We start from the raw sequence: 22,733 nt of genomic DNA, 5'->3' as shown, positions 1-22,733 counted from the left end.
AGGGAGTTCTGCCGAGGCGTATGGCTGCCTCACAGACTTCTCTCAGACCGTTCCCCGACCGTAGGGCGTGACAGAACGTCACTGCGGAGGGGAACGGTCATGGCGACCAGGGAAGAGGAACGGGGGGCCGCGGCAGCGGTCCGCAGAGGTGCGCGGCGTACGGCCGCCCTGGCCGCGGCGGTCACGCTCGCGGCGGCGGCCGGGGTGTTCGCCCTGGTCGGCACCATGCAGGCCGACGCCGAGACGACGGCGAGCGGCACGAGCAGCAACTCCAGCTCCAGCTCGGACACCGGGTCCACGGACACCGGGTCCACGGACACCGGGTCCACGGACACCGGGTCCACGGACACCGGGTCCACGGACACCGGGTCCACGGACACCGGTACGACCGACGGCAGCAGCACCGACAGCAGCAGTACCGACAGTGGTACGGACTCCTCGTCGAGCAGTTCGTCGAGCAGCTCGTCGTCCTCCGACAGCGGCAGCTCCTCCTCGGACAGCGGTCTCACCTCCTCCTCCGGCGGCTCCGCCGACTCCACCTCGGGAGCGTCGTGATGAGCGCCTCCCCCGAGTCCCGCACCACGGCCGCCGCGGAGTGGCGGGCCCTCGGCACCACGGTCCGCCTGGTCGTCACCGACCCGGCCCTGCTGGAGTCGTGCAACCTGCTCCTCGCCCGGCACCTCGCCGAGGTCGACGCGGCGTGCAGCCGCTTCCGCCCCGACTCCGAACTGGCCGCCCTCGACGGCACCGCCGGCCGACCGGTCCGGGTCAGCCCGCTGCTCGCCGGGGCCCTCGACGTGGCCCTGCGCGCGGCCGAGGCCACCGACGGGACGGTCGACCCCACCGTCGGCTCCGCGATGGACGCCCTCGGCTACGACCGCGACTTCACCCTCGTCCGCGAGGACGACCGCCCGGTCCGGCTCACGGTCCGGCGCGCCCCGGGGTGGCGCGCCGTGCGCCTGGACCGGGCGACCGGCACGGTGACCGTCCCCGAGGGCATCCGCCTCGACCTGGGTGCCACCGCCAAGGCGTGGGCCGCCGACCGGGCCGCGGGGACGCTGGCCGCGGCGGCCGGCTGCGGAGTCCTGGTGAGTCTGGGCGGCGACACGGCCGTCGCGGGGGAGTCCCCGGCGGACGGCTGGCAGATCCGCGTCCAGGACATCACGGGATCCGTCGACGAGATCCCCGCCCAGGGCCCCCACGACGCGGTGGGCCTGCGCGGTGGCGGCCTGGCCACCTCGGGCACGACCGCCCGGCGCTGGCGGCGCGGCGGCCACGACCTGCACCACATCGTCGACCCGCGTACCGGCCTGCCGGTCCGTTCCCCGTGGCGCACGGTCTCCGTCGCCGCCGCGACCTGCGCCGACGCCAACGCGGCGAGCACCGCGGCCCTGGTGAAGGGCGCGGGTGCGGAGCGGTGGCTGCGACGGCGGGGCCTGCCGGCGCGTCTGGTGGCCCAGAACGGCACCGTCGTCACCACGCCCGGCTGGCCCACGTCGGCCGCTCTGTCACAGGAGGCGGCGGCGTGACCTCCGAGACCCTCTGGTACGCCAACCGTGCCACCGGCGCCGTCTGCCTCGTCCTCTTCACGGTCGTCGTCCTGCTGGGAATCGCGGTCCGGTCGAGAACCCGGCTCCCTGGGCTCCCGCGTTTCGGCACGATGAACCTGCACCGCACGCTCTCCCTCTCCGCGACCGCGTTCCTGGCCCTGCACATCACCACCGCGGTCGTGGACGGCTATGTCGACATCACCGTCGTGGACGTCCTCGTCCCCTTCGTCGGCGACTACCAGCCCCTCTGGCTCGGCCTGGGCACGGTCGCCCTGGACCTGATGCTCGCGGTCCTGGTCACCAGCCTGCTGCGGGAACGCCTCGGCCACCGCACCTGGCGAACCGTCCACTGGCTGGCCTACGCCTCCTGGCCGGTCGCGCTCGTCCACGGCATCGGCATCGGCACGGACACCGGCGCCGACTGGATGACCTGGCTGACCGTCGCCTGCGTGGCCGCGGCGGTCGCCGCCTTCGCCGCCCGCCTCGCCCACGCCGCCCGCGCCGGCCGCCGCACCCCCGCCGCCCTCCTGCGCACCGCCGAAGGAGCCCGACCGTGACCGCCACCTTCCCGGACCTCCACATGCCGCCACGTCTCCTCGCCCCCGGCGCCACCCCGGCCGACCTGGCGACCCACCACCAGCGCTACGGCCCGCCGGCGCACGGCGACCCCGAGATCCTGCTCCGCACGGTCGCCGAGTCCGGCATCACCGGGCGCGGCGGAGCCGGCTTCCCCACGTACCGCAAGCTCGTCTCCGTCGCGGAGGCCGGCCGGCGTACCGGCCGCGCTCCCGTCGTGGTGGCCAACGGCGCCGAGGGCGAACCGGCCAGCCGCAAGGACAAGACACTGCTGCGCCTGTCGCCCCATCTCGTCCTGGACGGGCTCCAGCTGGCGGCCCGCACGGTCGGCGCGGGGGAGGCGTACCTCGCCGTCGAAGACGGCGCGACCTGGCTGGAATCCGCCCTCGCCCAGCGCACCGAGGACCCGCTGCCGGTGAAGGTCGTCCGCCTGCCCAAGTCGTTCCTCTCCGGGCAGGCCGCCGCTCTCGCCCGGTACGTCTCCGGTGGCGCGGCCCTGCCCACCCACCAGCGCCCGCCGGTCCGTGAGCGCGGAGTGCACCGGGCCCCGACCCTCGTACAGAACGTCGAGACCCTGGCCCACCTCGCGCTGGTCGCCCGCTACGGCGCCGACTGGTACCGCACGGCCGGTACCCCGGCCCAGCCCGGCAGCGCGCTGTGCACGGTCCATGTGCCGGGCCGCGAACCCCGGGTGGTGGAGGCGCCCTACGGCCTGCCCCTGGGCCGGCTGCTGCCGTTGGAAGGCGCCCGGGCGGTGCTGGTCGGCGGCTACCACGGCACCTGGATTCCGGCCCCGGAGGCGACTGAACTGGCCCTGGACGCAAGCTACTTGGGCGCGGGCGTGCTGGCCGCGCTGCCCGTCGACCGCTGCGGTCTCGCCGAGACCGCGCGCGTTCTGCGCTATCTCGCCCTCCAGTCGGCCGGCCAGTGCGGCCCCTGCCTCAACGGCCTGCCCCGCATCGCCGGCGCTTTCCGTACCCTCGCCGCACCCGGCCCCCAGGGCACCGTCCGCGCCGATCTGGCCCGCTGGTCGGGCCTGGTCGAGGGCCGGGGCGCCTGCCACCACCCCGACGGCACCGTTCGCCTGGTCCGCAGCGCCCTGACCACCTTCGCCGCCGAGGTCGACGCGCACGCCCGGGGCCACTGCACCGCGACCGACCACACGCCCCTGCTGCCCGTCCCCGAGGAGGGCTGACCCATGAGCACGGCCCAGCACATCGACATCGACTGGACCGCCTGCCAGGGCCATGGCCTCTGCGCGGACTTCCTCCCCGAACACATCGTCCTCGACGAATGGGGCTATCCCCTGGTCGACGGCGCCCCGGTCCCGGCCGGCACCGTGCGACGGGCCCGCCGGGCAGCGGCCGACTGCCCGGTGCTGGCCCTGGCGTTGATTCCGGGGCGGGCGGGCCGAGGAGACGGCGGGGAGGTCAGCAGACCTCGGCCGCGAGGACGCCGTAGGGCGTGAGTTCCCGCGGGAGCTCCACCCGCATACCGCAGAAGCACCACAGGAGGCCGCCCCGGGAGGCAGGGGCGCCGAGGTCGACCATCAGAATGTCGCGAACTTCCCGGAGCACGTCACTCAGTTGGAAGCCTCTGGCCACGCGGATACTGACCTCATCCGGGTCCCAGACCGCAATTTTGGGCAAATTGTCTGCCAATGAAATGTGGATGCACACAACTGTCTCCCCAGGGATGCACAACGACACGAGTGCCCCGCTCCGGGAGGTCAGCGGCTGACTGATGGTAGCCGTGACTCTCGTGACTAGGGGGTGTTTCGGTCATATTCATCCGTAGGGGATGCGTCTGTTTGCGGATCCGCCGGGAGTGGGTACCGCGGCCCGTCGGTCGGGGTGAAGCCCGCTGATCTCAGGTGATGCGGCTGACCTGCAACATGGCCTCGGCGTCCTTCAGCAGGGCGCGTTGACGTGCTTCCGGCAATTGCCGGTACAGCTTGAGGAGCCGTGCCTCCCGTTCGTCCCCGCTGGGTCCGGGCGCGGGACGGCCGACCGCCTCGAAGAACTCCCTCGGTGTCGTCGCCACTCCCCAGCGCCGGAACACGTCGACCATGGCCCGCAATCGCTCCGGGTCGATGCGTGAGGTGCCGCGTGTCCGGTTCATCCAGGCGTTCAGCGTCGGATACGAGATGCCGGCCGCCGAGGCCAGGTCCTTCTGGGTCTTCCCGGGAGCCTGCGCCAGCAGGCGTTCGAGCAGAATCGCGAGGTCCGCGTCCTGGCGTGGTGGATCGTTGCCGGGCGTCGGGTCTCCTGGGCGGCTCTGCTGGTTCGTCACGCCTCAGAGGATCGGTCATCGATATCTACAAGCGCAAGTAGATCGCAGACTGGCGGCCAGGGCTCTTGGTGCACGCCGGAGCGTTGTCGAAGCAGTGGCTCGAATCTGCGCCCCCGTGCTCCCTCTCGCGAAACCCCACCCGCATCTTGCGCTCCGTGCACAACTTGACACTGTATGCATCTACGTGAAGACTGTAGATAGGCCCGGCGGCGGGCCGCACGGCTCGCGGGGGAGCGGGGCGGCAGGCGCTCCGTCCGGTCGGAGTCGTACGGCTCCGCGCTGCAGCGCCTCGCGCGGCGGAGTCGTGTCACCCGCATCTCCGGCATCGGTCGCCCCTGCTCCGTCCTGGACCTGGACTGGAGCGGGGCGGCCGGACGTTCGCCGAAGATATCTACATCTACATGTATATCGCAGATGCGAGGGGGGTCTGATCTTCGCCCCGCACCCCGCACCCCGCACGACGTCGACGGGAGTACCTGCTGTGTCCGCACCGAACAACGCCACGTCCGCTCCGGACGATCCGGAACCCGATCTGATCGCCCGGGCCCGCGCGGGCGACCGGGAGGCGTTCGCCACCCTCTACTACGACCACTACCGCCTCGTGTACAGCTTCCTGCTCGCCCGCACCCGCAACAGACACCTTGCCGAGGACCTGACCCAAGAGGTGTTCACCCGCGCGCTGCGACGTATCGACGGGTATGTCTGGCAGGGCACGGCGTTCGCCGCCTGGCTGGTCACCATCGCCAAGAACCTCTATCTCGACGAACTCGGCCGCGGCCGCACCCGGCTGGAGACCCCGGTCGCCGAGTTCCTGGACCCACAGGTGCCCGGCCGTGGCCCGGAGTCGCTCGCCCTGCGCGAACTCGAGGCCGTCGAGGCGCACGAAACGGTCCTTACGGCCCTGCACACGCTCAACGACCAGCAGCGCCACTGCGTACAACTGCGCTTCCTCGACGAACTGACGGCGCAGGAGACGGCCCTGGCGATGGGCCGCAGCGTCGGCGCCGTCAAGGCGCTCACCCACAGGGCGCTCCAGAAGCTGCGCTGGACGGCCGGGGCGGTGGCGGTGTGAACGGGAACGTCCTCCACGCCGCGCGCGTGATCCGCACGGTGCTGGCGACCGTCCGGACCGAACAGGCGGCGGCCGTGGCGCACGCGCTGGACTCGGCCCGGCTCCTCGTCGACCCCGAGCGTTCCTTCGGCGTGGTGCTGTACCGCACACCGGACGGCGGCTGGTCCCGCACCGCGCGACCGGTCACCGAACTGGAGCGGCAGGCCCTGACCTGGGACACCTCCTGCGCACGGGCGCGTGACGTCGCGCGCGCCGTCGAACGACACCTGGACACGCACCCCGGTCCGCACACCGTCCGCGTCGACGGCGACCGGGTACGGGTCAGGCTGCGCGTCGACGGCCCTGCCCAATGGGCGCGCTGGCGCTCGTACTTCGGCATCGCGATCGTCGGTGAGCGGACCGAGCCCCACACGCTGACGGGTGAGGGGGAACGCGACGGCGTGCGGGTGACGGTGGTGGCCCTCAGCGCCTCCACGGCACCGCCGGAGTCGGCACCGCCGGAGTCGGCGCAGGGCGAGGAGCAGCGTCGGTTCCGGATCGGCGAGACCCTGTACGACCTGGCCTTACCGATGCGGGACGGGTACGGGGGTGTCTGGTACTTCGAGGGCCGCCGCAGCAGCGACGGCATGCCCCTGGTGGCCCTCGACGGCCGGCCCGAGCGGTGCTCCCTCGCCAACGTGGTCGCGTACCTGGGGCCGTTGTCACCGGTGCGGCCCGACGGGGACGGCGCCGTCCCCGGCCCCACGGAGAGCTCGCCGGCTCTGCCGGACCTGACGGATCCGCAGGCGGCGCCCGTACGGCTGGACCCTCCGGTATCGCGCACGCTCCCGAACACGGCCGTACCGCACGTGCTCCCGAGCGCTCCGGGGCCGTGGGCGACGGTGGACGTGTCGGAGGCCGGAGTGCGGTCGGACGTGCCACGACCACGGGTGACGCCGGACCGGGAACAGGAACAGGAACAGAAACGGGAACAGGAACAGGAACGGGAATCGGTGCGGGCGCAGGAGCCGACGGGGCCGCCGGACCGGCCTGCGCGGGCGGCCTGGGCGGAACCGTTCGGGCCGCTCGTACCGGCCGTGCCGGCGACCGGTCCGGCAGGGTCCGTCCGATGAGCGCCGGTCGGTCGAGGGGGCCGACCGGCGCCCGGGGAACGACGGACGGGGGGACCCGCGCATGGGAGTCGCGTGCCGCCTGCCGGTACCAGGACGCGGAGCTGTGGTTCTCCCGCCGGTCCTCGTCCCGTGCCGTGGCCATCTGCGCGGCCTGTCCGGTACTGGCCCCTTGCCGGGCCGCCGTGCTCCTGCGTGAGAAGGGACTGCCCAAGTGTCGTCGCGAAGGTGTCATCGCCGGCCTGACCGGCCCTCAGCGCCATGCCCTGGAGCGTCAGGCGGACCGGCCGCGGCCGGAGCCGCCCGCCGATCTCAGGGCGCCCCGCGCGCCGGGCGGTGTGCCCCGAGGACAGCCCGCCCCGTGCGGGACGCGGGCGGCGTACCAACGTCATCTGCGTCTGCGGGAGCCCGTCGACGAGGCGTGCCGTCTGGCCAACGCGCGCAGCGCCGGCCGCTACCGCCGTACCGGCTCCACCCGTGGGCGGAACGAAGCCGCCCTGAGCCGCGACCGCCTGTGGGGCTCGGCCGGGCCACCCCGCCCGCCCCGGAAGTGACCCCTCGTTCACCGTCACCGGAGTACTTCATGTCCGTACCCTCACCGTCGACGGGCCGTCCGCCCGAGGAGCCCCTGTCCGACGGCTCCCGGAACCGCGGTTCCCGAGCCGTTCGTCCCGTCGGCCGCACGGCCGCCCTGCGCCGCTTCTTCAGGCCGCGAGGCCGCGCTGCCAGGCCGGAGACCGCGGCACGGCACAGCCCCTCCTCGGACCTGTACGACTGCCGCCGGGAACTGGCCCGCTGGCAGCGTCATGCCGACTCCTTCGAGCGGGAGCTGACCCGCGTCTCCTTCGAACGCGCGCACCTCCTCGCCTGGCTGGCCGCGCTGCACCCGTCGAGCGCGGTCGTCACGCCGGCCGCCGGCGCCGGACCGGACGGCACGCACCTGCTGCGACTCGTGGCCGGCGGACGGCAGTTGTCCTGGCCTCTTCCCCCCAGGGACATCCCGCTGTTCGCGCATGTCCCCTACACGGAGCACGCCACGGGCCACGGGCAGCGGGACGGTCCCACCGCGGTGGAGCAGGCCGCCCACATCCGCAGTCACACCCGCCTGCTGGCGCTCGAGGGGACGCTGTTCGTCACCCCCGCCAGGCGCCCGCAGGCGCGATCGACCGAGCGCTGACGCCGCACGGGACGGGCCTCGTGGCCCACCCACGAGACTCCGGTCGGCAGGCTCGGGAGGCACGTCGGCCGGACCCACAGCGCTCCCCTGCGGGGGGACCTCCAGCAGGGGAGCGCTGCCCGCCCACGACTCCACAACCCTGCACGGCCCGCGGCCCGGCAACCGCTGGGCCGCAGGCCGTGCGGTCCGCCGCGGTTCCGCCTCGCTACAGCCAGCTCGCGAACTCGAGCAGCAGCTCGGCGTCCCGCGTCCGCCCGACCCGACGGGCCCGGACGCCCGACTCCACGGCCCGGAACAGCGTCCAGCCGCGCAGCCGTTCCTGGTCCAGCTCCAGCGACTCCGCGAGCCGCTTCACCCGGCGCCGGGTCGTCGGCGCCCCGGACGGCGAGGCGATCAGGTCCTCCACCCGGTCGCGGACCAGCCGGGCCAGGTCGAAGGCGCACTCGCCGACCACCGGATCCGGCCCCACCGCCAGCCACGGCATCCGCTCACCCGCCAGCACCTTGCTCTGCCGGAACGTGCCGTGCAGCAGCCGGTGCTCGGGCGGTCCCGCCAGCAGCTCCGCACGGGCGGCGAGCGCCGCGTCCACCAGGGGCGCCACCTCGGGCTCCGCCTCGGCGCTCGCCCGCATCGCCTGCGCCTGCCGCCCCGTCCGGTCGGCCACGGACTCGAAGGAGTGGCCGGCCGGTGGTTCCACCCACAGCCGCCGCAACGTCCCCGCCGCCTCCAGCAGGGCCTTCGCCTCCGCCAGCGACCGCACCGACACATCGGGATGCAGCCGCTCGAGCAGCAGTGCTCCCGCCGTCTGCGGCTCTTCCAGCAGTTGGACGGCGCCCAGTCCGTCCCAGTGCGTCAGCGCGGCCCGCTCCGCCTGCGGCCGGAACCGGGGTGGGGCCAGCTTCAGCACGGCGGGTGTCCCGTCCGCGCGCCGTACGAGCACGACCATGCTGGTCCGGCCGCCCGGCACCTGCACCCGATCGACCGTCAACTCGCGCAGGGCGACGGCCTGTCGGGCCGCCTCCGGCAGCTTCTCCAACCAGCCGTCACCGTCCGGTGCCGTCTCACCGAGCGCCCTGACCAGACGCTGCGGCGGTTCGAAAGCCATGCGCGAGTCGTTCCCTTCCTGCTTCGGTCAAGCCGCCGGTGTGCCCGAGGGCGCTGCCGCCGCCGGAGGCGTGGCCGCTGCCGGTACGGACGCCGAGCCCGTGGCCGGATCGGTACCGGTCCGCTCGGCGAGACCAGGGAAGGCTACGCTCCCGCCGCGCCAGCGCACCGCACGGACCGCCGCGTCCCGCAGCGCGCCCGCGGCCTCCCGGCGCCGTGCGTCCCCGGCTGCCCGCACCAGGTCGGAGTACACCCCGGCCACGCGCTCCTCCAGCTCGGTCGCGAGCCGGACCGCCGCCGCGGAGTCCGGCACCTGGAACGGCAGTGCGTATCCGGCGCTCGCGGCGACCGGCTCGGCCCCCAGGTCGCGCACCTCGCGCACCAGCGCGTCCCGGCGCGCCCGGTGCGCGTCGTAGGCCGCCCGTGCCTCGGTGCTCCGTACCTCGCCGATCCGCCCGCCGACGACCCCGTACCCGTACACGGCGGCGTGTTCGGCGGCCAGCGCCGCCTGGAGTGCCGTCAGCTCCACGTCCGTGGCCTCACTCATCGCGTCCCCTCCGTCAGCAGATAGGCGTGGGCCGCGCCGGCCGCCGCCACCGAGGCCAGCAACCGGGCCAGTTCGCCCGGCAGGTCCGGCAGCTCCGTCGCCCTGCGGTCGGCGAGCGCCCGCTCCGCCGCGGCCAGCCCGGCGAGCGCGTCCGTGTCGGTGATCGGCACGGCGGACGGCACGGCCGAGGGATCGGCCGGCGGAATCGAGGCGGAGCTCGTCGAGGAAGCCGTGGGGGAGGTGGCGGTGGGGGAGCCGGTGGCGGAACCGGTGGCGGTGGGGGACGCCTTTGTGGCGCCTCCGAACGCCTCCACGTGCCGTACGACCTCCGCCCGCAGCGGCCCCAGCCGCCCCGCCAGCGCCGGATGGACGGCGAGCACGGCGTCGTACCGTGCCGCCAGCTCGCCGCTCTCCCGGGCCGCACGCGCGCGTGCGGCCTCGGCGACCGACGGGCTGTCGCTCGCGCTCTCCTCGGACTCCTCCGTACCGGACGAGCAGCCCACGAGCAGCACCGCTCCCGCGGCCGACGCGAGCAGGGATCTTCTGCGCGGCCCCGAGGGGGTTCGCGAGGGGAGGGGCAACGGCACGGCAGGCGTCCTCGGGGAACTCGTACGGAACTGGCGTCCTGGTGGGCGGCGGGCCCGTGATCACCGTACCCGCGCGGCCGCCCCGTACCACTCAGCGGCACCGGCCCACGAGGGTCCGCCACCCTCCGTGCACAGGTGGACGGCAACACACCTTGCGACCGGATACCCTTTGACCAGACACGAGCCCCATCCCACAACAGCACACGCGGCCGAGGAGTCACCCGGATGAGCACCACCCAGAGCGAGAGGCTGCGAGAGCTCCTGGAACCGCTCGTCGCCTCCCAGGGACTGGACCTCGAAGAGATCGCCGTGGACTCCGTCGGACGCAAGCGGGTGCTGAGCGTCGTCGTCGACTCCGACTCCGGAGCGGACCTGGACCAGATCGCCGATGTGAGCCGCGCGCTCTCGGCGAAGCTCGACGAGACGGACGCGATGGGCGAGGGCGAGTACACCCTCGAGGTCGGCACCCCGGGCGCGGAGCGCGCGCTCACCGAGCACCGCCACTACGTACGTGCCGTCGACCGGCTGGTGCGGTTCCAGCTGACCGAGGGCGGCGAGCTGGTCGCCCGGATCCTGACGGTCGACGACGAGGGACTCGATCTCGAGGTCCCCGGCGTGAAGGGCCGCAAGGCCACCACCCGCAGACTCCCCTTCGGTGACATCGACAAGGCCCGCGTGCAGGTCGAGTTCAACCGCAAGGACAAGAGCGACCAGCACGCCAAGAACGAGAACGACGAGAACGACGAGAACGAGATGGAAGAGGAGGCGTAGCCGTGGACATCGACATGAGTGCCCTGCGGGGCTTGGTGCGGGAGAAGGAGATCTCCTTCGACCTGCTGGTCGAGGCGATCGAGTCGGCCCTCCTCATCGCCTACCACCGCACCGAGGGAAGCCGCCGTCACGCGCGCGTGGAGCTCAACCGGGAGACCGGACATGTGACCGTGTGGGCGAAGGAGGACCCCGAGGACCTCGAGGAGGGGCAGGAGCCCCGCCCGTTCGACGACACCCCGTCCGACTTCGGCCGGATCGCCGCCACGACGGCCAAGCAGGTGATCCTCCAGCGTCTGCGCGACGCCGAGGACGACGCGACGCTCGGCGAGTACGCCGGCCGTGAGGGCGACATCGTCACCGGTGTGGTCCAGCAGGGCCGCGACCCGAAGAACGTGCTCGTGGACATCGGCAAGCTGGAGGCCATCCTGCCGGTGCAGGAGCAGGTCCCCGGCGAGACGTATCCGCACGGCATGCGCCTGCGGTCGTACGTCGTCCGGGTGGCGAAGGGCATGCGCGGCCCGTCCGTGACGCTCTCCCGCACCCACCCCAATCTGGTGAAGAAGCTCTTCGCCCTGGAGGTGCCGGAGATCGCCGACGGTTCGGTCGAGATCGCCGCCATCGCACGTGAGGCCGGTCACCGCACGAAGATCGCCGTCAGGTCCACCCGTTCGGGTCTGAACGCCAAGGGCGCCTGCATCGGCCCCATGGGCGGCCGGGTGCGCAACGTGATGGGCGAGCTGAACGGCGAGAAGATCGACATCGTCGACTGGTCGGACGACCCGGCCGAGATGGTGGCGAACGCGCTGTCCCCGGCCCGGGTCTCCAAGGTCGAGGTCGTCGACCTCGCGGCCCGCTCCGCGCGGGTGACGGTGCCGGACTACCAGCTGTCGCTGGCGATCGGCAAGGAAGGGCAGAACGCCCGGCTCGCCGCCCGGCTGACCGGCTGGCGCATCGACATCCGTCCGGACGTCGAACAGCCCACCGAGTAGCCCGGCGGGTACGCCACCTGCCAGGTCACCCGGCAGCGCCGAGCGGCGGGGGAATCGATCTCGGCCTGCCGGGGTTCAGATCACGACAGATGTAACGCGGCAACTGTTCGAATCCTGACCCAAAGGGGTGAGGTCGCCGCGGGGAGGTAGACTTAAGAGTGTCTGGCCGGACGCACACCGGAGCATGCCCTGAACGCACCTGTGTGGGGTGCCGGGAGCGGGCGGCCAAGACGGAGCTGCTGCGCATCGTGGCGATCAAGGACGCATGCGTCCCCGATCCACGCGGTACGCTGCCCGGCCGGGGTGCGTATCTGCATCCCGCCCCGGTCTGTCTCGACCAGGCGGTACGCCGCCGGGCGTTCACGAGGGCGTTGCGAGCCCCGGGAGCGCTCGACACAAAGGCGTTGCGCCAGTACGTCGAGCAGACGACCGTTGCCGAACAGGCAACACCGTAAGAAGGCGTCGCACGGAACCTCCGTGCGGCTCTGGTACCCCGCGAGTTGGAAGTAGGTCGAGATTGCGATGAGCACTCGATGAGCACGCGATGAGTACGCCCATGAAGTAGCGACGGTCCGGACACACCCGGACCTAAAAGGAGCGAAGTGGCTAAGGTCCGGGTATACGAACTCGCCAAGGAGTTCGGGGTTGAGAGCAAGGCCGTCATGGCCAAGCTCCAGGAACTCGGTGAATTCGTCCGTTCGGCGTCTTCGACCATCGAAGCGCCCGTTGTCCGCAAGTTGACAGATGCCTTCCAGGGCGGCGGCAAGCCCGCCCCGCGCAAGGCGGCCCCCAGGCCCGGCGCGCCCTCCCCGGCGCAGGCGGCCCGTCCGGGCCCGGCCGCACCTCGGCCGGCCGCCCCCAAGCCTCCCGCGGCGCAGACGCCCGCGGCTCCGGCGGCTCCCGCCGCCCCGGCCGCCTCGTCGGCTCCCGCGCCGGCGGCCTCCGGTCCGCGTCCGGGCCCCAAGCCCGCGCCGCGTCCGGCCCCGGCCGCCCCGGAGTTCACCGCTCCGCCGGCTGCTCCGGCCGCCCCCGCCGCTCCGGCCCAGTCGTCCGGCCCGCGGCCGGCCTCGCAGGGCCCGCGCCCCGGCGCGCCGCGCCCCGCCGGCCGTCCCGCGCCCGGTCAGGACCGTGGCGACCGCGGTGACCGTGGCGACCGCGGCGATCGTGGTGACCGCGGCCAGCGTCCCGCCGCCGCTCAGGGGCCGCGCCCCGGTGGCGCCGGTGCCCCGCGTCCGGGCGGTGCCCGTCCCTCGGGTCCGCGTCCGGGCAACAACCCCTTCACCTCCGGCGGCAACGCCGGTATGGCGCGTCCGCAGGCGCCCCGTCCGCAGGGCGCCCCGCGTCCCGGCGGCCCCGGTGGCGCTCCCGGCGCCGGTCCCCGTCCGCAGGGCCCCGGTGGCCAGGGCGGCGGTCCTCGTCCGCAGTCTCCGGGCGGCTCCCGTCCGTCTCCGGGCGGCATGCCCCGCCCGCAGGGCGCAGGCCCCGGCGGTACGCGTCCCGGCGGCGGTCCCCGTCCCAACCCCGGCATGATGCCGCAGCGTCCCGCTGCCGGCCCGCGTCCCGGCGGTGGCCCCGGTGGCCGCGGTCCGGGTGGCGGCGGCGGTGCGGGTCGTCCCGGCGGCGGCGGTCGTCCCGGTGGCGGCGGCTTCGCAGGTCGTCCGGCCGGTCCCGGTGGCGGCGCCCGTCCCGGTGGCGGCGGCGGTTTCGCCGGTCGTCCCGGTGGCGGTGGCCCCGGCGGTGGCGGCGGCTTCGGTGGCGGCGGTGGCCGTCCCGGATTCGGCGGTCGTCCCGGCGGTCCCGGTGGCCGTGGTGGCACGCAGGGCGCCTTCGGCCGTCCCGGCGGTCCCGCGCGTCGTGGTCGCAAGTCGAAGCGTCAGAGGCGCCAGGAGTACGAGGCCATGCAGGCCCCGTCGGTCGGCGGCGTGATGCTGCCTCGCGGCAACGGACAGTCCGTCCGCCTGTCGCGCGGTGCGTCGCTCACCGACTTCGCGGAGAAGATCGGCGCCAACCCGGCGTCGCTCGTCGGCGTGATGATGAACCTCGGCGAGATGGTCACTGCCACGCAGTCCGTCTCCGACGAGACGCTGAAGCTCCTCGCGGACGAGATGAACTTCGTCCTCGAGATCGTCAGCCCCGAGGAGGAGGACCGCGAGCTGCTCGAGTCCTTCGACATCGAGTTCGGCGAGGACGAGGGTGGCGAGGAGTTCCTCGTCGCGCGTCCGCCGGTCGTGACCGTCATGGGTCACGTCGACCACGGTAAGACCCGACTGCTCGACACCATCCGCAAGACGAACGTCATCGCGGGCGAGGCCGGCGGCATCACGCAGCACATCGGTGCGTACCAGGTCGCCACCGAGGTCAACGGTGAAGAGCGCAGGATCACCTTCATCGACACCCCGGGTCACGAGGCGTTCACCGCCATGCGTGCCCGTGGTGCCAAGTCGACCGACATCGCGATCCTCGTGGTGGCGGCCAACGACGGTGTGATGCCCCAGACGATCGAGGCGCTGAACCACGCCAAGGCGGCCGACGTGCCGATCGTGGTCGCGGTCAACAAGATCGACGTCGAGGGCGCGGACCCGACCAAGGTGCGCGGTCAGCTCACCGAGTTCGGTCTGGTGGCCGAGGAGTACGGCGGCGACACGATGTTCGTCGACATCTCCGCCAAGCAGGGCCTCAACATCGAGAGCCTGCTGGAGGCCGTGGTCCTGACCGCGGACGCCTCGCTCGACCTGCGGGCCAACCCGGAGCAGGACGCGCAGGGCATCGCGATCGAGTCCCACCTCGACCGTGGCCGCGGCGCCGTCGCGACCGTCCTTGTCCAGCGAGGCACCCTGCGGGTCGGCGACACCATGGTGGTCGGCGACGCGTACGGCCGTGTCCGCGCGATGCTCGACGACAAGGGCGAGAACGTGGAAGAGGCGGGTCCCTCGACTCCGGTCCTCGTCCTCGGTCTCACCAACGTCCCGGGCGCCGGCGACAACTTCCTCGTCGTCGACGAGGACCGCACGGCCCGTCAGATCGCCGAGAAGCGCGCGGCGCGTGAGCGCAACGCCAACTTCGCCCGGCGTGGAGTCCGGTTCTCCCTGGAGAACCTGGACGAGGCGCTCAAGGCCGGTCTGGTGCAGGAACTCAACCTCATCATCAAGGGCGACGCGTCCGGTTCGGTGGAGGCTCTCGAGTCCTCGCTGCTCCAGCTCGACGTCGGCGAAGAGGTCGACATCCGCGTCCTGCACCGCGGTGTGGGTGCGGTCACCGAGTCGGACATCGACCTGGCGACCGGCTCCGACGCCATCGTCATCGGCTTCAACGTCCGTGCGGCCGGTCGTGCCGCGCAGATGGCGGAGCGCGAGGGCGTCGACGTCCGGTACTACTCGGTGATCTACCAAGCCATCGAGGAGATCGAGGCGGCCCTGAAGGGCATGCTGAAGCCGGAGTACGAGGAGGTCGAGCTCGGCACGGCGGAGATCCGCGAGGTCTTCAAGTCGTCCAAGCTGGGCAACATCGCCGGTGTCCTGGTCCGCTCGGGCGAGGTCAAGCGCAACACCAAGGCGCGCCTCATCCGCGACGGCAAGGTCATCGCGGAGAGCCTCACCATCTCCGGGCTGCGTCGCTTCAAGGACGACGTCACCGAGATCCGCGAAGGCTTCGAGGGCGGTATCAACCTCGGAAACTTCAACGACATCAAGATCGACGACGTCATCGCGACGTACGAGATGCGGGAGAAGCCGAGGGCGTAAGCGCCCAAGGTCCGTACCGGCCGGCGGGGGATCGTTCCCCGCCGGCCGGTACGGCGTCCGGCGGACGCATGAGCGAGGCAAAACCCCGTCGAGCCACCGCCCGGATCGTTGTACCGTTCGTGATGTCCCTGTCCCATGGACGGCAGGGCCATCGATCCCGTACCGGCGGGTGAACCGGTTACACACATGTACGTGGGGACTCTGTCCTTCGACCTCCTCCTCGGCGACGTACGGTCGCTGAAGGAGAAGCGCTCCGTCGTCCGTCCGATCGTCGCCGAGCTCCAGCGCAAGTACGCGGTGAGCGCGGCCGAGGTGGACGACCAGGACCTCCACCGCAGGACCAGGATCGGTCTCGCCGTGGTCTCCGGTGACGCGGAGCATCTGACCGATGTACTGGACCGGTGCGAACGGCTGGTCGCCGCCCGCCCGGAAGTGGAGCTGCTGTCGGTCAGACGCCGCTTCCACGGCGAAGACGACTGACCGACCACAGAACGCAAGCGAAGCAGAAAGAACGGGAGACGGACCAGTGGCCGACAACGCGCGTGCCAAGAGGCTGGCGGACCTCATCCAGCAGGTGGTGGCCCAGAAGCTGCAGCGCGGGATCAAGGACCCGCGGCTCGGCTCCCACGTCACCATCACGGACACCCGGGTCACGGGTGACCTCAGGGAGGCGACGGTCTTCTACACGGTGTACGGGGACGACGAGGAGCGGGCGGCCGCGGCCGCCGGGCTGGAGAGCGCCAAGGGCGTCCTGCGCTCCGAGGTGGGCCGTGCGGCGGGCGTGAAGTTCACGCCGACGCTGGCCTTCGTCGCCGACGCCCTGCCGGACAACGCCCGCACCATCGACGACCTCCTCGACAAGGCGCGTGCCGCCGACGAGAAGGTCCGCGAGGTGTCCGCGGGTGCCGGGTACGCTGGCGATGCCGACCCGTACAAGAAGCCCGGTGACGAGGACGAGACGGACGACTCCGCCTGATGAACGGCAAGCAGACCCCGCCCGACGGCCTTGTCATCGTCGACAAGCCGTCGGGCTTCACTTCGCACGACGTCGTGGCCAAGATGCGCGGGATCGCCAAGACCCGCCGCGTGGGCCACGCCGGCACGCTCGACCCGATGGCGACGGGCGTCCTCGTCCTCGGCATCGAGAGGGCGACGAAACTCCTCGGGCACCTGGCGCTCACCGAGAAGGAGTACCTGGGCACGGTCCGGCTGGGCCAGACGACCCTGACCGACGACGCGGAGGGCGAGATCACGGGGTCCACGGACGCCTCGAAGGTCACCCGGGACGCGATCGACGCGGGCGTCGCCAAGCTGAGCGGCGACATCATGCAGGTGCCGTCCAAGGTCAGCGCCATCAAGATCAACGGCGTCCGCTCCTACAAGCGGGCCCGCGACGGCGAGGACTTCGAGATCCCGGCCCGCCCGGTCACCGTCTCCTCCTTCTCCGTGTACGACGTCCGTGACGCGGTCGCCGAGGACGGCACCCCGGTCCTGGACCTGGTCGTGTCCGTCGTCTGCTCCTCCGGCACCTACATCCGGGCCCTCGCCCGCGACCTGGGCGCCGACCTCGGCGTCGGCGGCCATCTCACCGCCCTGCGCCGCACCCGCGTCGGCCCCTACAAGCTGGACTCGGCGAAGACGCTCGACCAGCTCCAGCAGGAGCTGGGCGTGATGCCGATCGCCGAGGCGGCCACCGCCGCGTTCCCCCGCTGGAACGTGGACGCCAAGCGGGCCCAGCTGCTCACCAACGGCGTACGCCTGGAGATGCCCGACGCGTACGTCGGCGCGGGCGCCGTGGCCGTCTTCGATCCCGAGGGCCGGTTCCTGGCCCTGGTCGAGGAGCAGAAGGGCAAGGCGAAGAGCCTGGCCGTGTTCGGCTGAGCGGCTTCAGGCGCCTCGTCCGGTGCCCGTGGAGCGGCGAACACGGGGTTGTGCTGCGCCGCCGCTCCACGGTCCCCCCTCGGTTCCCCCACCCCTAGGGTGTATCCAGCGGCCCCCGTTCATTCACCCGTCCGGGCAGGCGCTCGGAGTGAACCCGGGGAGTGCAGGGGGGCGCGTTCGCTCCGTGATCTGTCCCGCCGATCATCCCGCCCCTACCGTCGGACCCAGGGCACGCGGGCGCGGCGGGAGGTACGACGATGGCGGGACGAGGCCCGCGGACACCGCGGCACGACTCCCTGCGGGGCGCGACCCGGAACCGCCCGGCGGATCCCCCGGGCCCCCCGGATCCCATGGCCGTTCCGGACGCCCCGGATCCCCGGGGCGCGGACGTCACCCCGGACCTCGCCACCGGCGTCGGCGCCGACGGCTCGCTCGTCCGGATCCGTGACCTCGCCGGCCGGCCGCGCGGCACCGGGTTCGTCGCCGACCACCACGGCACGGTCGTCACCAGTCACGAGGCCGTCGACGGCCTGTCCCGGCTCGTCCTGTACGCCGCCGGCGACCGCAGCTGCGTCGTGACCGACGACGCGGTCACCCCGCTGCCGGAACTCGACCTGGCCCTCGTCCGCACCGAGGGCCTCGGCGGGGTGCCGCTGCCGGTGACCGTGCGGGACGGCGTCGAGACCGGCCGGTACGTCCGGCTGGCCGCCGGCTGCTGGCGCGAGGCGCGGGTGCTGGCCGAGACGTCCGCGACGTACACGGCGACGGACCGCTTCCATCTCCTCGACGACGCTCTGGAGCTGGCGATCGGCACGGCGGGCCGGGACGCGCTGCGGCTCGGCGGTGGCGCGGCCGGGGGACCGGTCCTCGACGCGGAGACCGGCGCGGTCGTCGCCGTCCTCGGCACCGCGCTCCAGTCCGGCCACCGCGATGTCGGCTTCGCGGTGCCGCTGCGACCCCGGGTGCCCACGGCCGACGCCATTCCGACGATCGACGACCTCCCGCCGGCCGGCGACAACTCCGCCGGGCTGCCGCCGAGCGACCACGTGACGTTCACGGGTGCGGGTGCGGGTGCGGGTGCTGGTGCGGGTGTCACTCGCGGTGGTGGCGGTCGCGGTGGAGGTGGCGGTGCTGCGGGGACGGGTGCAGGTGCAGGGGCGTGGGCGGCCGGGGGCGGGGCGGGGATCGCGGCCGGCGGTCCGCTGGCCGAGCTGCTCGCGCGTAACGCGGCCACCGTGCCCGCCTACGGCGCCGACCTCAACCTGGCCGGTCTCCTCGAACTCACCGCCACGTCGGTCGGCTCGGACGGCCCGCCCGGAGCGCTGTCCGGCCACTTCGGCCACACCGCGACCGGCTCCCTCGCAGCCGCCGCGGAACCGATCGAACGCGCCTTCCCGGCAAGGGAGTTCGCCGCCTTCGCAATGAGCCCGGCAGCCGTCCTCGGCCTCGTCGGCGCACCGGGCAGCGGCCGTACGACGGAACTCGCCGCCCTCGCCGCGCGCCGCGACCGGGGTGCGCGGCCGGCCCCCACCCTGTGGCTGCGCGGCGCCGACCTGCGGGCCGGGGACGACTCCCTCGCCGACGCGGCCCGCCGCGCACTGAACCGCGCGGCACGCATCGTGGCGGCCTCGGGCTCGGGTTCGGGTTCGTCCTCGGGCCCGGCAGAGGTTCCGGGACGGGGGCCGGGGGCCGTTCCGGCCGGGGTGTCCGGGGCATCCGGGCTGTCCGGGGCGGCCGGCCCCCGCGGCCCCGGTGATGTGACGCCCGAGCGCCTCGCCGGCCTCGCCCGGGCCGTCGGACGCCCCCTGCTGCTGCTTCTCGACGGACCCGAGGAGATGCCCCCGGTCCTCGCGCACCGGCTCGCCGAGTGGACCGAGGGCACGGCCGAATGGTTGCGGGAGACGGGCACGCGGCTGGTGGTGGCGTGCCGGGGGGAGTACTGGGAACGGGCCGGCGCGGAGTTCCCGCCGGAGCTGCTGTACGGGGCCACGGTGGCCGGGGACCCGCTCCCGCCGTGCGTCCGCCTCGGTGATCTCACCGCCGACGAGGCGCGCGAGGCCCGCGTCCGCCACGCCCTGCCCGAGGGAGCGCTCGCCGCCCCCGACGACCGGCACCCCCTCACCCTCCGCCTCCTCTCCGAGGTCTGTGCCGCGCTCCCCGGTCCGCAGGCCCCGGCGCCCGTCGACCGCGACGACGTCCTGTCCGCGTACCTGGACCTGATGTGCCTGCGGGTGGCGGTGCGCCTCGCCGCCGAGAACGGGCTGCGCGGCACCGCCGTACGCCGTCTCGCGGCGAAGGTCTCCGGCCAGGTGCACGAGGCCGCCCGCCGCAGCCTCGGGCCCGGCCAGGGCGAACTGGACCGGGCGTCGTTCGAGGCGGTGTTCCCCTGGGGCCAGGCGCCGGCCCGCCTCGGTGGCGGTGCCGGCTGGGCGTCCGCCGTGCTCACCGAGGGCCTCCTCGTGCCCGCGGGCCGCGGGTACCGCTTCGCCCACGAGGAACTCGCCGACTGGATCCAGGGCATCCACCTCGACCTGGACGAGGCACTGCGCGCCCTGGTGCACCGCCGGCGCGCGCCCGACGGAGGGCATCCGCTGCCCGTCCCGCACCACCGGGTCGGTCCCGTCGTCCAGGCCCTGCTGCTCCTCGCCCGCCAGCAGGGACCGCACCGACTCGCGCTTCGGCTGCGGGAGTTGGTCCACGCCCTGGACGCCGATCCGGAGTCGTGGTGGGCCGCCCGGCTGCTCACCGAGACCCTGCTGGGCGTCCCGGACGCGACGCCGTACACGGGCGTCCTGCGTCTGCTGGCGGACCTGATCGGCGCGGGGGCCCAGACGCACGGCCGGTTGGTGGACTTCGGCCCCGCGTTCTGGACCGGGCTCGCCCTCCCCGCCGACGCCCGGCTCGACCTGCTGCGCCGTCTGGTCCTCGCCGACAGCGCCCCGCACGACGCGGACGCGCCCCGCTACCTCGACGCCGTCGCCCGGCTCCTCGCCGCCGACCCCACCGCCGTACAGCCGTGCCTCACCCACTGGTTCGACGACGAGCGGCCGCTGCCCGCGACCCCGCACGCCACCGTGGCGACGGCGGCGCAGGCGCTGCTGCACACCCACCGGCACCGGGCGCTGGACGACCTCACAGAGGCCCTCGTCGACTGCGCGCACCCCCGTGCCGACGAGCTGCTCGCCGTACTGGCGGAGGAGGAGCCGTCCGCGCTGTGCCGGGCCGTCGACCGCTGGTCGCACGACGAGCGGCCGCCCCGGCGGGTCGCGGCGATGACGTACGGACTGCGCGTCGCCCCGCACATCCGGACGGAGGCCGACCACCGGCTGCTGCGCTACGCGGCCCTCGTCCTGCTGGCGCGCCCCGCCGACCACGCCCTGCACGGTGGCGCGCTCGCGCTCCTCGTCCGGGACCCCGAGACCCGCTCCCGTTACCTGCCGCAGGCGCTGGAGCGGTTCACGGCGGGGGACCCGCAGCTGCCGCCGAGCGCGCTCCTCGCCGCCCTGGGCACCCACCCCGAGCCGGTCCTGGACGCCTTCCGGTCCCGCCTGCGCGGGCCCGACCGCGCGGACACCCGCGGCGTCCTGCGCGCCCTCGCCGACGTCACCACGCCCGCCCTGGCCCGGCGGGTCGCCGCCCTCGTCCGGGAGGCGGTGGAGCGCCGACCGGAGGCCGCCGGGCAGGTGGCCGCGTACGTCGACCGGCGCCTCGACCACGGCCCCGCCGCCCGGGCCGTCCTCCTGCCGCTGGTCACGGGACTGCTGGACGGCGGCGGGCCCGAACAGGTGCGGGCCGCGCTGGCCGGAGTACTGGCCGCCCCGGGCGTCCCGGAGTCCCGCCCCCTGCGTGACGAACTGCTGGAGCACCTCCTCGTCCACGAACGCTCCCCGGAGGTCCTGGACGCCGTACTGCACGGGGCCGCCGGGCGCGACGGCGAGGACCTGCGGGCTCTCGTCCACCGCACCGGCCTGCTCCTGGTCCGCACCCCCGACGGCGCGACCCGCTTCGACCGCGGTCTGGTCGAGCTGGCCCGGCATGTCCCGGGCTTCGCCGCGCGGGTGGTGGACTGGCTCACGGACGCGCCGGGGGAGTGGGCCGTGGTGGTCGGACCCAGCGCCCGCAGGACGATCGAGAACCTCGCGGGGGCCCGGGTGCCCGCGTGACGCGCCGCCCGGGGGCCCGACCTCTGTGCCCCGGCTTCCGCGGCCCGACTTCCGTCCCGACTCCTGTGGTCCGACTCACGTGGGTCGAGTCACAGCCTCCATGCCGATGCGGGCCGGGAGCACCCGGCATGGCACCCTTAGTCCTGCGTAAGAGGCAATGGTAGATACGGACACGGGTTCGAGGAGCGGTCACAGTGCAGCGCTGGCGTGGCTTGGAGGACATCCCCGAGGACTGGGGACGCAGCGTCGTCACCATCGGGTCCTACGACGGGGTGCACCGCGGACACCAGCTGATCATCCGGCACGCCGTGGACCGGGCCCGTGAACTGGGCGTTCCCGCCGTCGTCGTCACCTTCGACCCGCACCCCAGCGAGGTCGTCCGGCCCGGCAGCCACCCGCCGCTGCTCGCCCCGCACCACCGTCGCGCCGAGCTGATGGCCGAACTGGGTGTGGACGCGTTGCTGATCCTCCCCTTCACCACGGAGTTCTCGAAGCTGTCCCCGGCGGACTTCGTGGTCAAGGTCCTGGTCGACAAGCTGCACGCCAAGGCGGTCGTCGAGGGCCCCAACTTCCGCTTCGGCCACAAGGCGGCGGGCAACGTCGAGTTCCTCACCGAGCAGGGCAAGGTCTACGACTTCGACGTCGAGGTCGTCGACCTGGTGCTGTGCGGTGAGGCGGGCGGCGGGCAGCCGTTCTCCTCGACGCTGACCCGGCGGCTGGTCGCCGAGGGCGATGTCGCGGGTGCCGGGGAGATCCTCGGCCGCCCGCACCGGGTGGAGGGGATCGTGGTGCGCGGGGCGCAGCGGGGACGGGAACTCGGCTTCCCGACCGCCAACGTCGAGACCCTGCCGCACACCGCGATCCCGGCGGACGGCGTCTACGCGGGCTGGCTGCACGCGAACGGCGAGGCGATGCCGGCCGCGATCTCCGTCGGCACCAACCCGCAGTTCGACGGCACCGAGCGCACGGTCGAGGCGTACGCCATCGACCGCGTCGGCCTCGACCTCTACGGCCTGCACGTCGCCGTCGACTTCCTCGCCTTCGTGCGCGGCCAGGCGAAGTTCGAGTCGCTGGACGGGCTGTTGGAGCAGATGGCCGAGGACGTGAAGCGCTGCAAGGAGCTGGTGGCGGCGCGCTAGCCGCTCCGCCCCGCCCCGGTAGGACCGACGAACGCC

At 73.6% G+C, this 22,733-nt stretch carries 22 protein-coding genes; 17 read left to right on the top strand and 5 right to left on the bottom strand.

Annotated features, from left to right (window positions below):
- Positions 1-29: 29 nt before the first annotated feature.
- Positions 30-509: a hypothetical protein gene (locus OG933_RS13135; protein WP_405627197.1), complete on the bottom strand. Its 480-nt coding sequence runs from the start codon at positions 507-509 to the stop codon at positions 30-32.
- Positions 510-554: 45 nt separating this feature from the next.
- Here OG933_RS13135 and OG933_RS13130 point away from each other — a divergent pair, with 45 nt between their 5' ends.
- Genes OG933_RS13130 through OG933_RS13115 form a run of 4 tightly spaced genes read left to right on the top strand, consistent with a single transcriptional unit; the run spans position 555 to position 3,594 of the window.
- Positions 555-1,529, top strand: coding sequence for an FAD:protein FMN transferase (locus OG933_RS13130; RefSeq protein WP_405627196.1), 975 nt, complete (start codon positions 555-557; stop codon positions 1,527-1,529).
- Entirely contained in the window at positions 1,526-2,107 is a 582-nt protein-coding gene (locus OG933_RS13125) for a ferric reductase-like transmembrane domain-containing protein (RefSeq protein ID WP_405627194.1), read from the top strand. Before OG933_RS13130 ends, OG933_RS13125 begins: the two co-directional genes overlap by 4 nt.
- The gene (locus OG933_RS13120) at positions 2,104-3,321 is read left to right on the top strand and encodes an NADH-ubiquinone oxidoreductase-F iron-sulfur binding region domain-containing protein (RefSeq protein WP_405627192.1); all 1,218 of its coding nucleotides are present in this window, start codon (positions 2,104-2,106) and stop codon (positions 3,319-3,321) included. The genes OG933_RS13125 and OG933_RS13120 overlap by 4 nt, the downstream gene beginning before the upstream one ends.
- A gap of 3 nt (positions 3,322-3,324) precedes the next feature.
- Complete coding sequence (locus OG933_RS13115) at positions 3,325-3,594, top strand: ferredoxin (RefSeq protein ID WP_405627190.1); 270 nt, start codon at positions 3,325-3,327, stop codon at positions 3,592-3,594.
- A gap of 401 nt (positions 3,595-3,995) precedes the next feature.
- On the opposite strand, the gene OG933_RS13110 is transcribed toward OG933_RS13115, so the two are convergent.
- Positions 3,996-4,418, bottom strand: coding sequence for a helix-turn-helix domain-containing protein (locus tag OG933_RS13110; RefSeq protein ID WP_362527515.1), 423 nt, complete (start codon positions 4,416-4,418; stop codon positions 3,996-3,998).
- Between the two features lie 481 nt (positions 4,419-4,899).
- Between OG933_RS13110 and OG933_RS13105 the strand changes: the two genes are divergently transcribed.
- The 4 genes from OG933_RS13105 to OG933_RS13090 are packed head-to-tail and all read left to right on the top strand — an operon-like array spanning position 4,900 to position 7,776.
- Positions 4,900-5,490: a sigma-70 family RNA polymerase sigma factor gene (locus OG933_RS13105; protein WP_362527512.1), complete on the top strand. Its 591-nt coding sequence runs from the start codon at positions 4,900-4,902 to the stop codon at positions 5,488-5,490.
- Entirely contained in the window at positions 5,487-6,602 is a 1,116-nt protein-coding gene (locus tag OG933_RS13100; RefSeq protein ID WP_405627189.1) for a BN159_2729 family protein, read from the top strand. Before OG933_RS13105 ends, OG933_RS13100 begins: the two co-directional genes overlap by 4 nt.
- Positions 6,599-7,153 carry a WhiB family transcriptional regulator gene (locus OG933_RS13095; protein WP_362527507.1) on the top strand — a complete coding sequence of 185 codons (555 nt, stop codon included), beginning with the start codon at positions 6,599-6,601 and terminating at the stop codon, positions 7,151-7,153. The genes OG933_RS13100 and OG933_RS13095 overlap by 4 nt, the downstream gene beginning before the upstream one ends.
- Before the next feature lie 29 nt (positions 7,154-7,182).
- Positions 7,183-7,776: a hypothetical protein gene (locus OG933_RS13090; protein WP_405627187.1), complete on the top strand. Its 594-nt coding sequence runs from the start codon at positions 7,183-7,185 to the stop codon at positions 7,774-7,776.
- A gap of 205 nt (positions 7,777-7,981) precedes the next feature.
- On the opposite strand, the gene OG933_RS13085 is transcribed toward OG933_RS13090, so the two are convergent.
- The 3 genes from OG933_RS13085 to OG933_RS13075 are packed head-to-tail and all read right to left on the bottom strand — an operon-like array spanning position 7,982 to position 10,014.
- Positions 7,982-8,881 carry an aminoglycoside phosphotransferase family protein gene (locus OG933_RS13085; protein WP_362527503.1) on the bottom strand — a complete coding sequence of 300 codons (900 nt, stop codon included), beginning with the start codon at positions 8,879-8,881 and terminating at the stop codon, positions 7,982-7,984.
- Positions 8,882-8,908: 27 nt separating this feature from the next.
- Positions 8,909-9,427, bottom strand: a complete 519-nt coding sequence (locus OG933_RS13080; RefSeq protein ID WP_405627185.1) for a ferritin-like domain-containing protein — start codon at positions 9,425-9,427, stop codon at positions 8,909-8,911.
- Positions 9,424-10,014, bottom strand: coding sequence for a hypothetical protein (locus tag OG933_RS13075; protein WP_405627184.1), 591 nt, complete (start codon positions 10,012-10,014; stop codon positions 9,424-9,426). Before OG933_RS13075 ends, OG933_RS13080 begins: the two co-directional genes overlap by 4 nt.
- A gap of 225 nt (positions 10,015-10,239) precedes the next feature.
- Here OG933_RS13075 and rimP point away from each other — a divergent pair, with 225 nt between their 5' ends.
- From rimP to OG933_RS13030, 9 genes are all read left to right on the top strand, one after another.
- Positions 10,240-10,785, top strand: coding sequence for a ribosome maturation factor RimP (gene rimP, locus OG933_RS13070; protein WP_230194521.1), 546 nt, complete (start codon positions 10,240-10,242; stop codon positions 10,783-10,785).
- Positions 10,786-10,787: 2 nt separating this feature from the next.
- On the top strand, positions 10,788-11,774 hold the full coding sequence (gene nusA, locus OG933_RS13065) for a transcription termination factor NusA (RefSeq protein WP_020128608.1): 987 nt from the start codon (positions 10,788-10,790) through the stop codon (positions 11,772-11,774).
- 158 nt (positions 11,775-11,932) lie between these two features.
- Positions 11,933-12,229, top strand: coding sequence for a YlxR family protein (locus OG933_RS13060; protein WP_078615640.1), 297 nt, complete (start codon positions 11,933-11,935; stop codon positions 12,227-12,229).
- 147 nt (positions 12,230-12,376) lie between these two features.
- Positions 12,377-15,514 (top strand): translation initiation factor IF-2, encoded by a 3,138-nt coding sequence (infB, locus tag OG933_RS13055; protein ID WP_405627182.1) that lies wholly within the window; start codon positions 12,377-12,379, stop codon positions 15,512-15,514.
- A gap of 186 nt (positions 15,515-15,700) precedes the next feature.
- Positions 15,701-15,994, top strand: a complete 294-nt coding sequence (locus OG933_RS13050; RefSeq protein WP_020128606.1) for a DUF503 domain-containing protein — start codon at positions 15,701-15,703, stop codon at positions 15,992-15,994.
- 46 nt (positions 15,995-16,040) lie between these two features.
- Positions 16,041-16,490 (top strand): 30S ribosome-binding factor RbfA, encoded by a 450-nt coding sequence (gene rbfA / locus OG933_RS13045; protein ID WP_054239652.1) that lies wholly within the window; start codon positions 16,041-16,043, stop codon positions 16,488-16,490.
- Entirely contained in the window at positions 16,490-17,395 is a 906-nt protein-coding gene (gene truB / locus OG933_RS13040) for a tRNA pseudouridine(55) synthase TruB (RefSeq protein ID WP_020128604.1), read from the top strand. The genes rbfA and truB overlap by 1 nt, the downstream gene beginning before the upstream one ends.
- A 257-nt stretch (positions 17,396-17,652) precedes the next feature.
- Positions 17,653-21,558, top strand: coding sequence for a trypsin-like peptidase domain-containing protein (locus OG933_RS13035; protein WP_405627179.1), 3,906 nt, complete (start codon positions 17,653-17,655; stop codon positions 21,556-21,558).
- 194 nt (positions 21,559-21,752) lie between these two features.
- The gene (locus OG933_RS13030; RefSeq protein WP_054239650.1) at positions 21,753-22,697 is read left to right on the top strand and encodes a bifunctional riboflavin kinase/FAD synthetase; all 945 of its coding nucleotides are present in this window, start codon (positions 21,753-21,755) and stop codon (positions 22,695-22,697) included.
- Positions 22,698-22,733: the final 36 nt, after the last annotated feature.

Source organism: Streptomyces sp. NBC_00016 (assembly GCF_045040885.1).
Classification (GTDB): Bacteria; Actinomycetota; Actinomycetes; order Streptomycetales; family Streptomycetaceae; genus Streptomyces; species Streptomyces coriariae.
This window is presented reverse-complemented; position numbering and strand designations above follow the sequence as displayed.

What these genes read in the sequence shown, in the direction of transcription:
- OG933_RS13115 (WP_405627190.1), top strand. Translation starts at nt 3,325, where the DNA reads ATGAGCACGGCCCAGCACATCGACATCGACTGGACCGCCTGCCAGGGC.
- OG933_RS13050 (WP_020128606.1), top strand. Translation starts at nt 15,701, where the DNA reads ATGTACGTGGGGACTCTGTCCTTCGACCTCCTCCTCGGCGACGTACGG.
- OG933_RS13095 (WP_362527507.1), top strand. Translation starts at nt 6,599, where the DNA reads ATGAGCGCCGGTCGGTCGAGGGGGCCGACCGGCGCCCGGGGAACGACG.
- OG933_RS13035 (WP_405627179.1), top strand. Translation starts at nt 17,653, where the DNA reads ATGGCGGGACGAGGCCCGCGGACACCGCGGCACGACTCCCTGCGGGGC.
- OG933_RS13090 (WP_405627187.1), top strand. Translation starts at nt 7,183, where the DNA reads ATGTCCGTACCCTCACCGTCGACGGGCCGTCCGCCCGAGGAGCCCCTG.
- rimP (WP_230194521.1), top strand. Translation starts at nt 10,240, where the DNA reads ATGAGCACCACCCAGAGCGAGAGGCTGCGAGAGCTCCTGGAACCGCTC.
- truB (WP_020128604.1), top strand. Translation starts at nt 16,490, where the DNA reads ATGAACGGCAAGCAGACCCCGCCCGACGGCCTTGTCATCGTCGACAAG.
- OG933_RS13130 (WP_405627196.1), top strand. Translation starts at nt 555, where the DNA reads ATGAGCGCCTCCCCCGAGTCCCGCACCACGGCCGCCGCGGAGTGGCGG.
- OG933_RS13085 (WP_362527503.1), bottom strand. Translation starts at nt 8,881, where the DNA reads ATGGCTTTCGAACCGCCGCAGCGTCTGGTCAGGGCGCTCGGTGAGACG.
- OG933_RS13080 (WP_405627185.1), bottom strand. Translation starts at nt 9,427, where the DNA reads ATGAGTGAGGCCACGGACGTGGAGCTGACGGCACTCCAGGCGGCGCTG.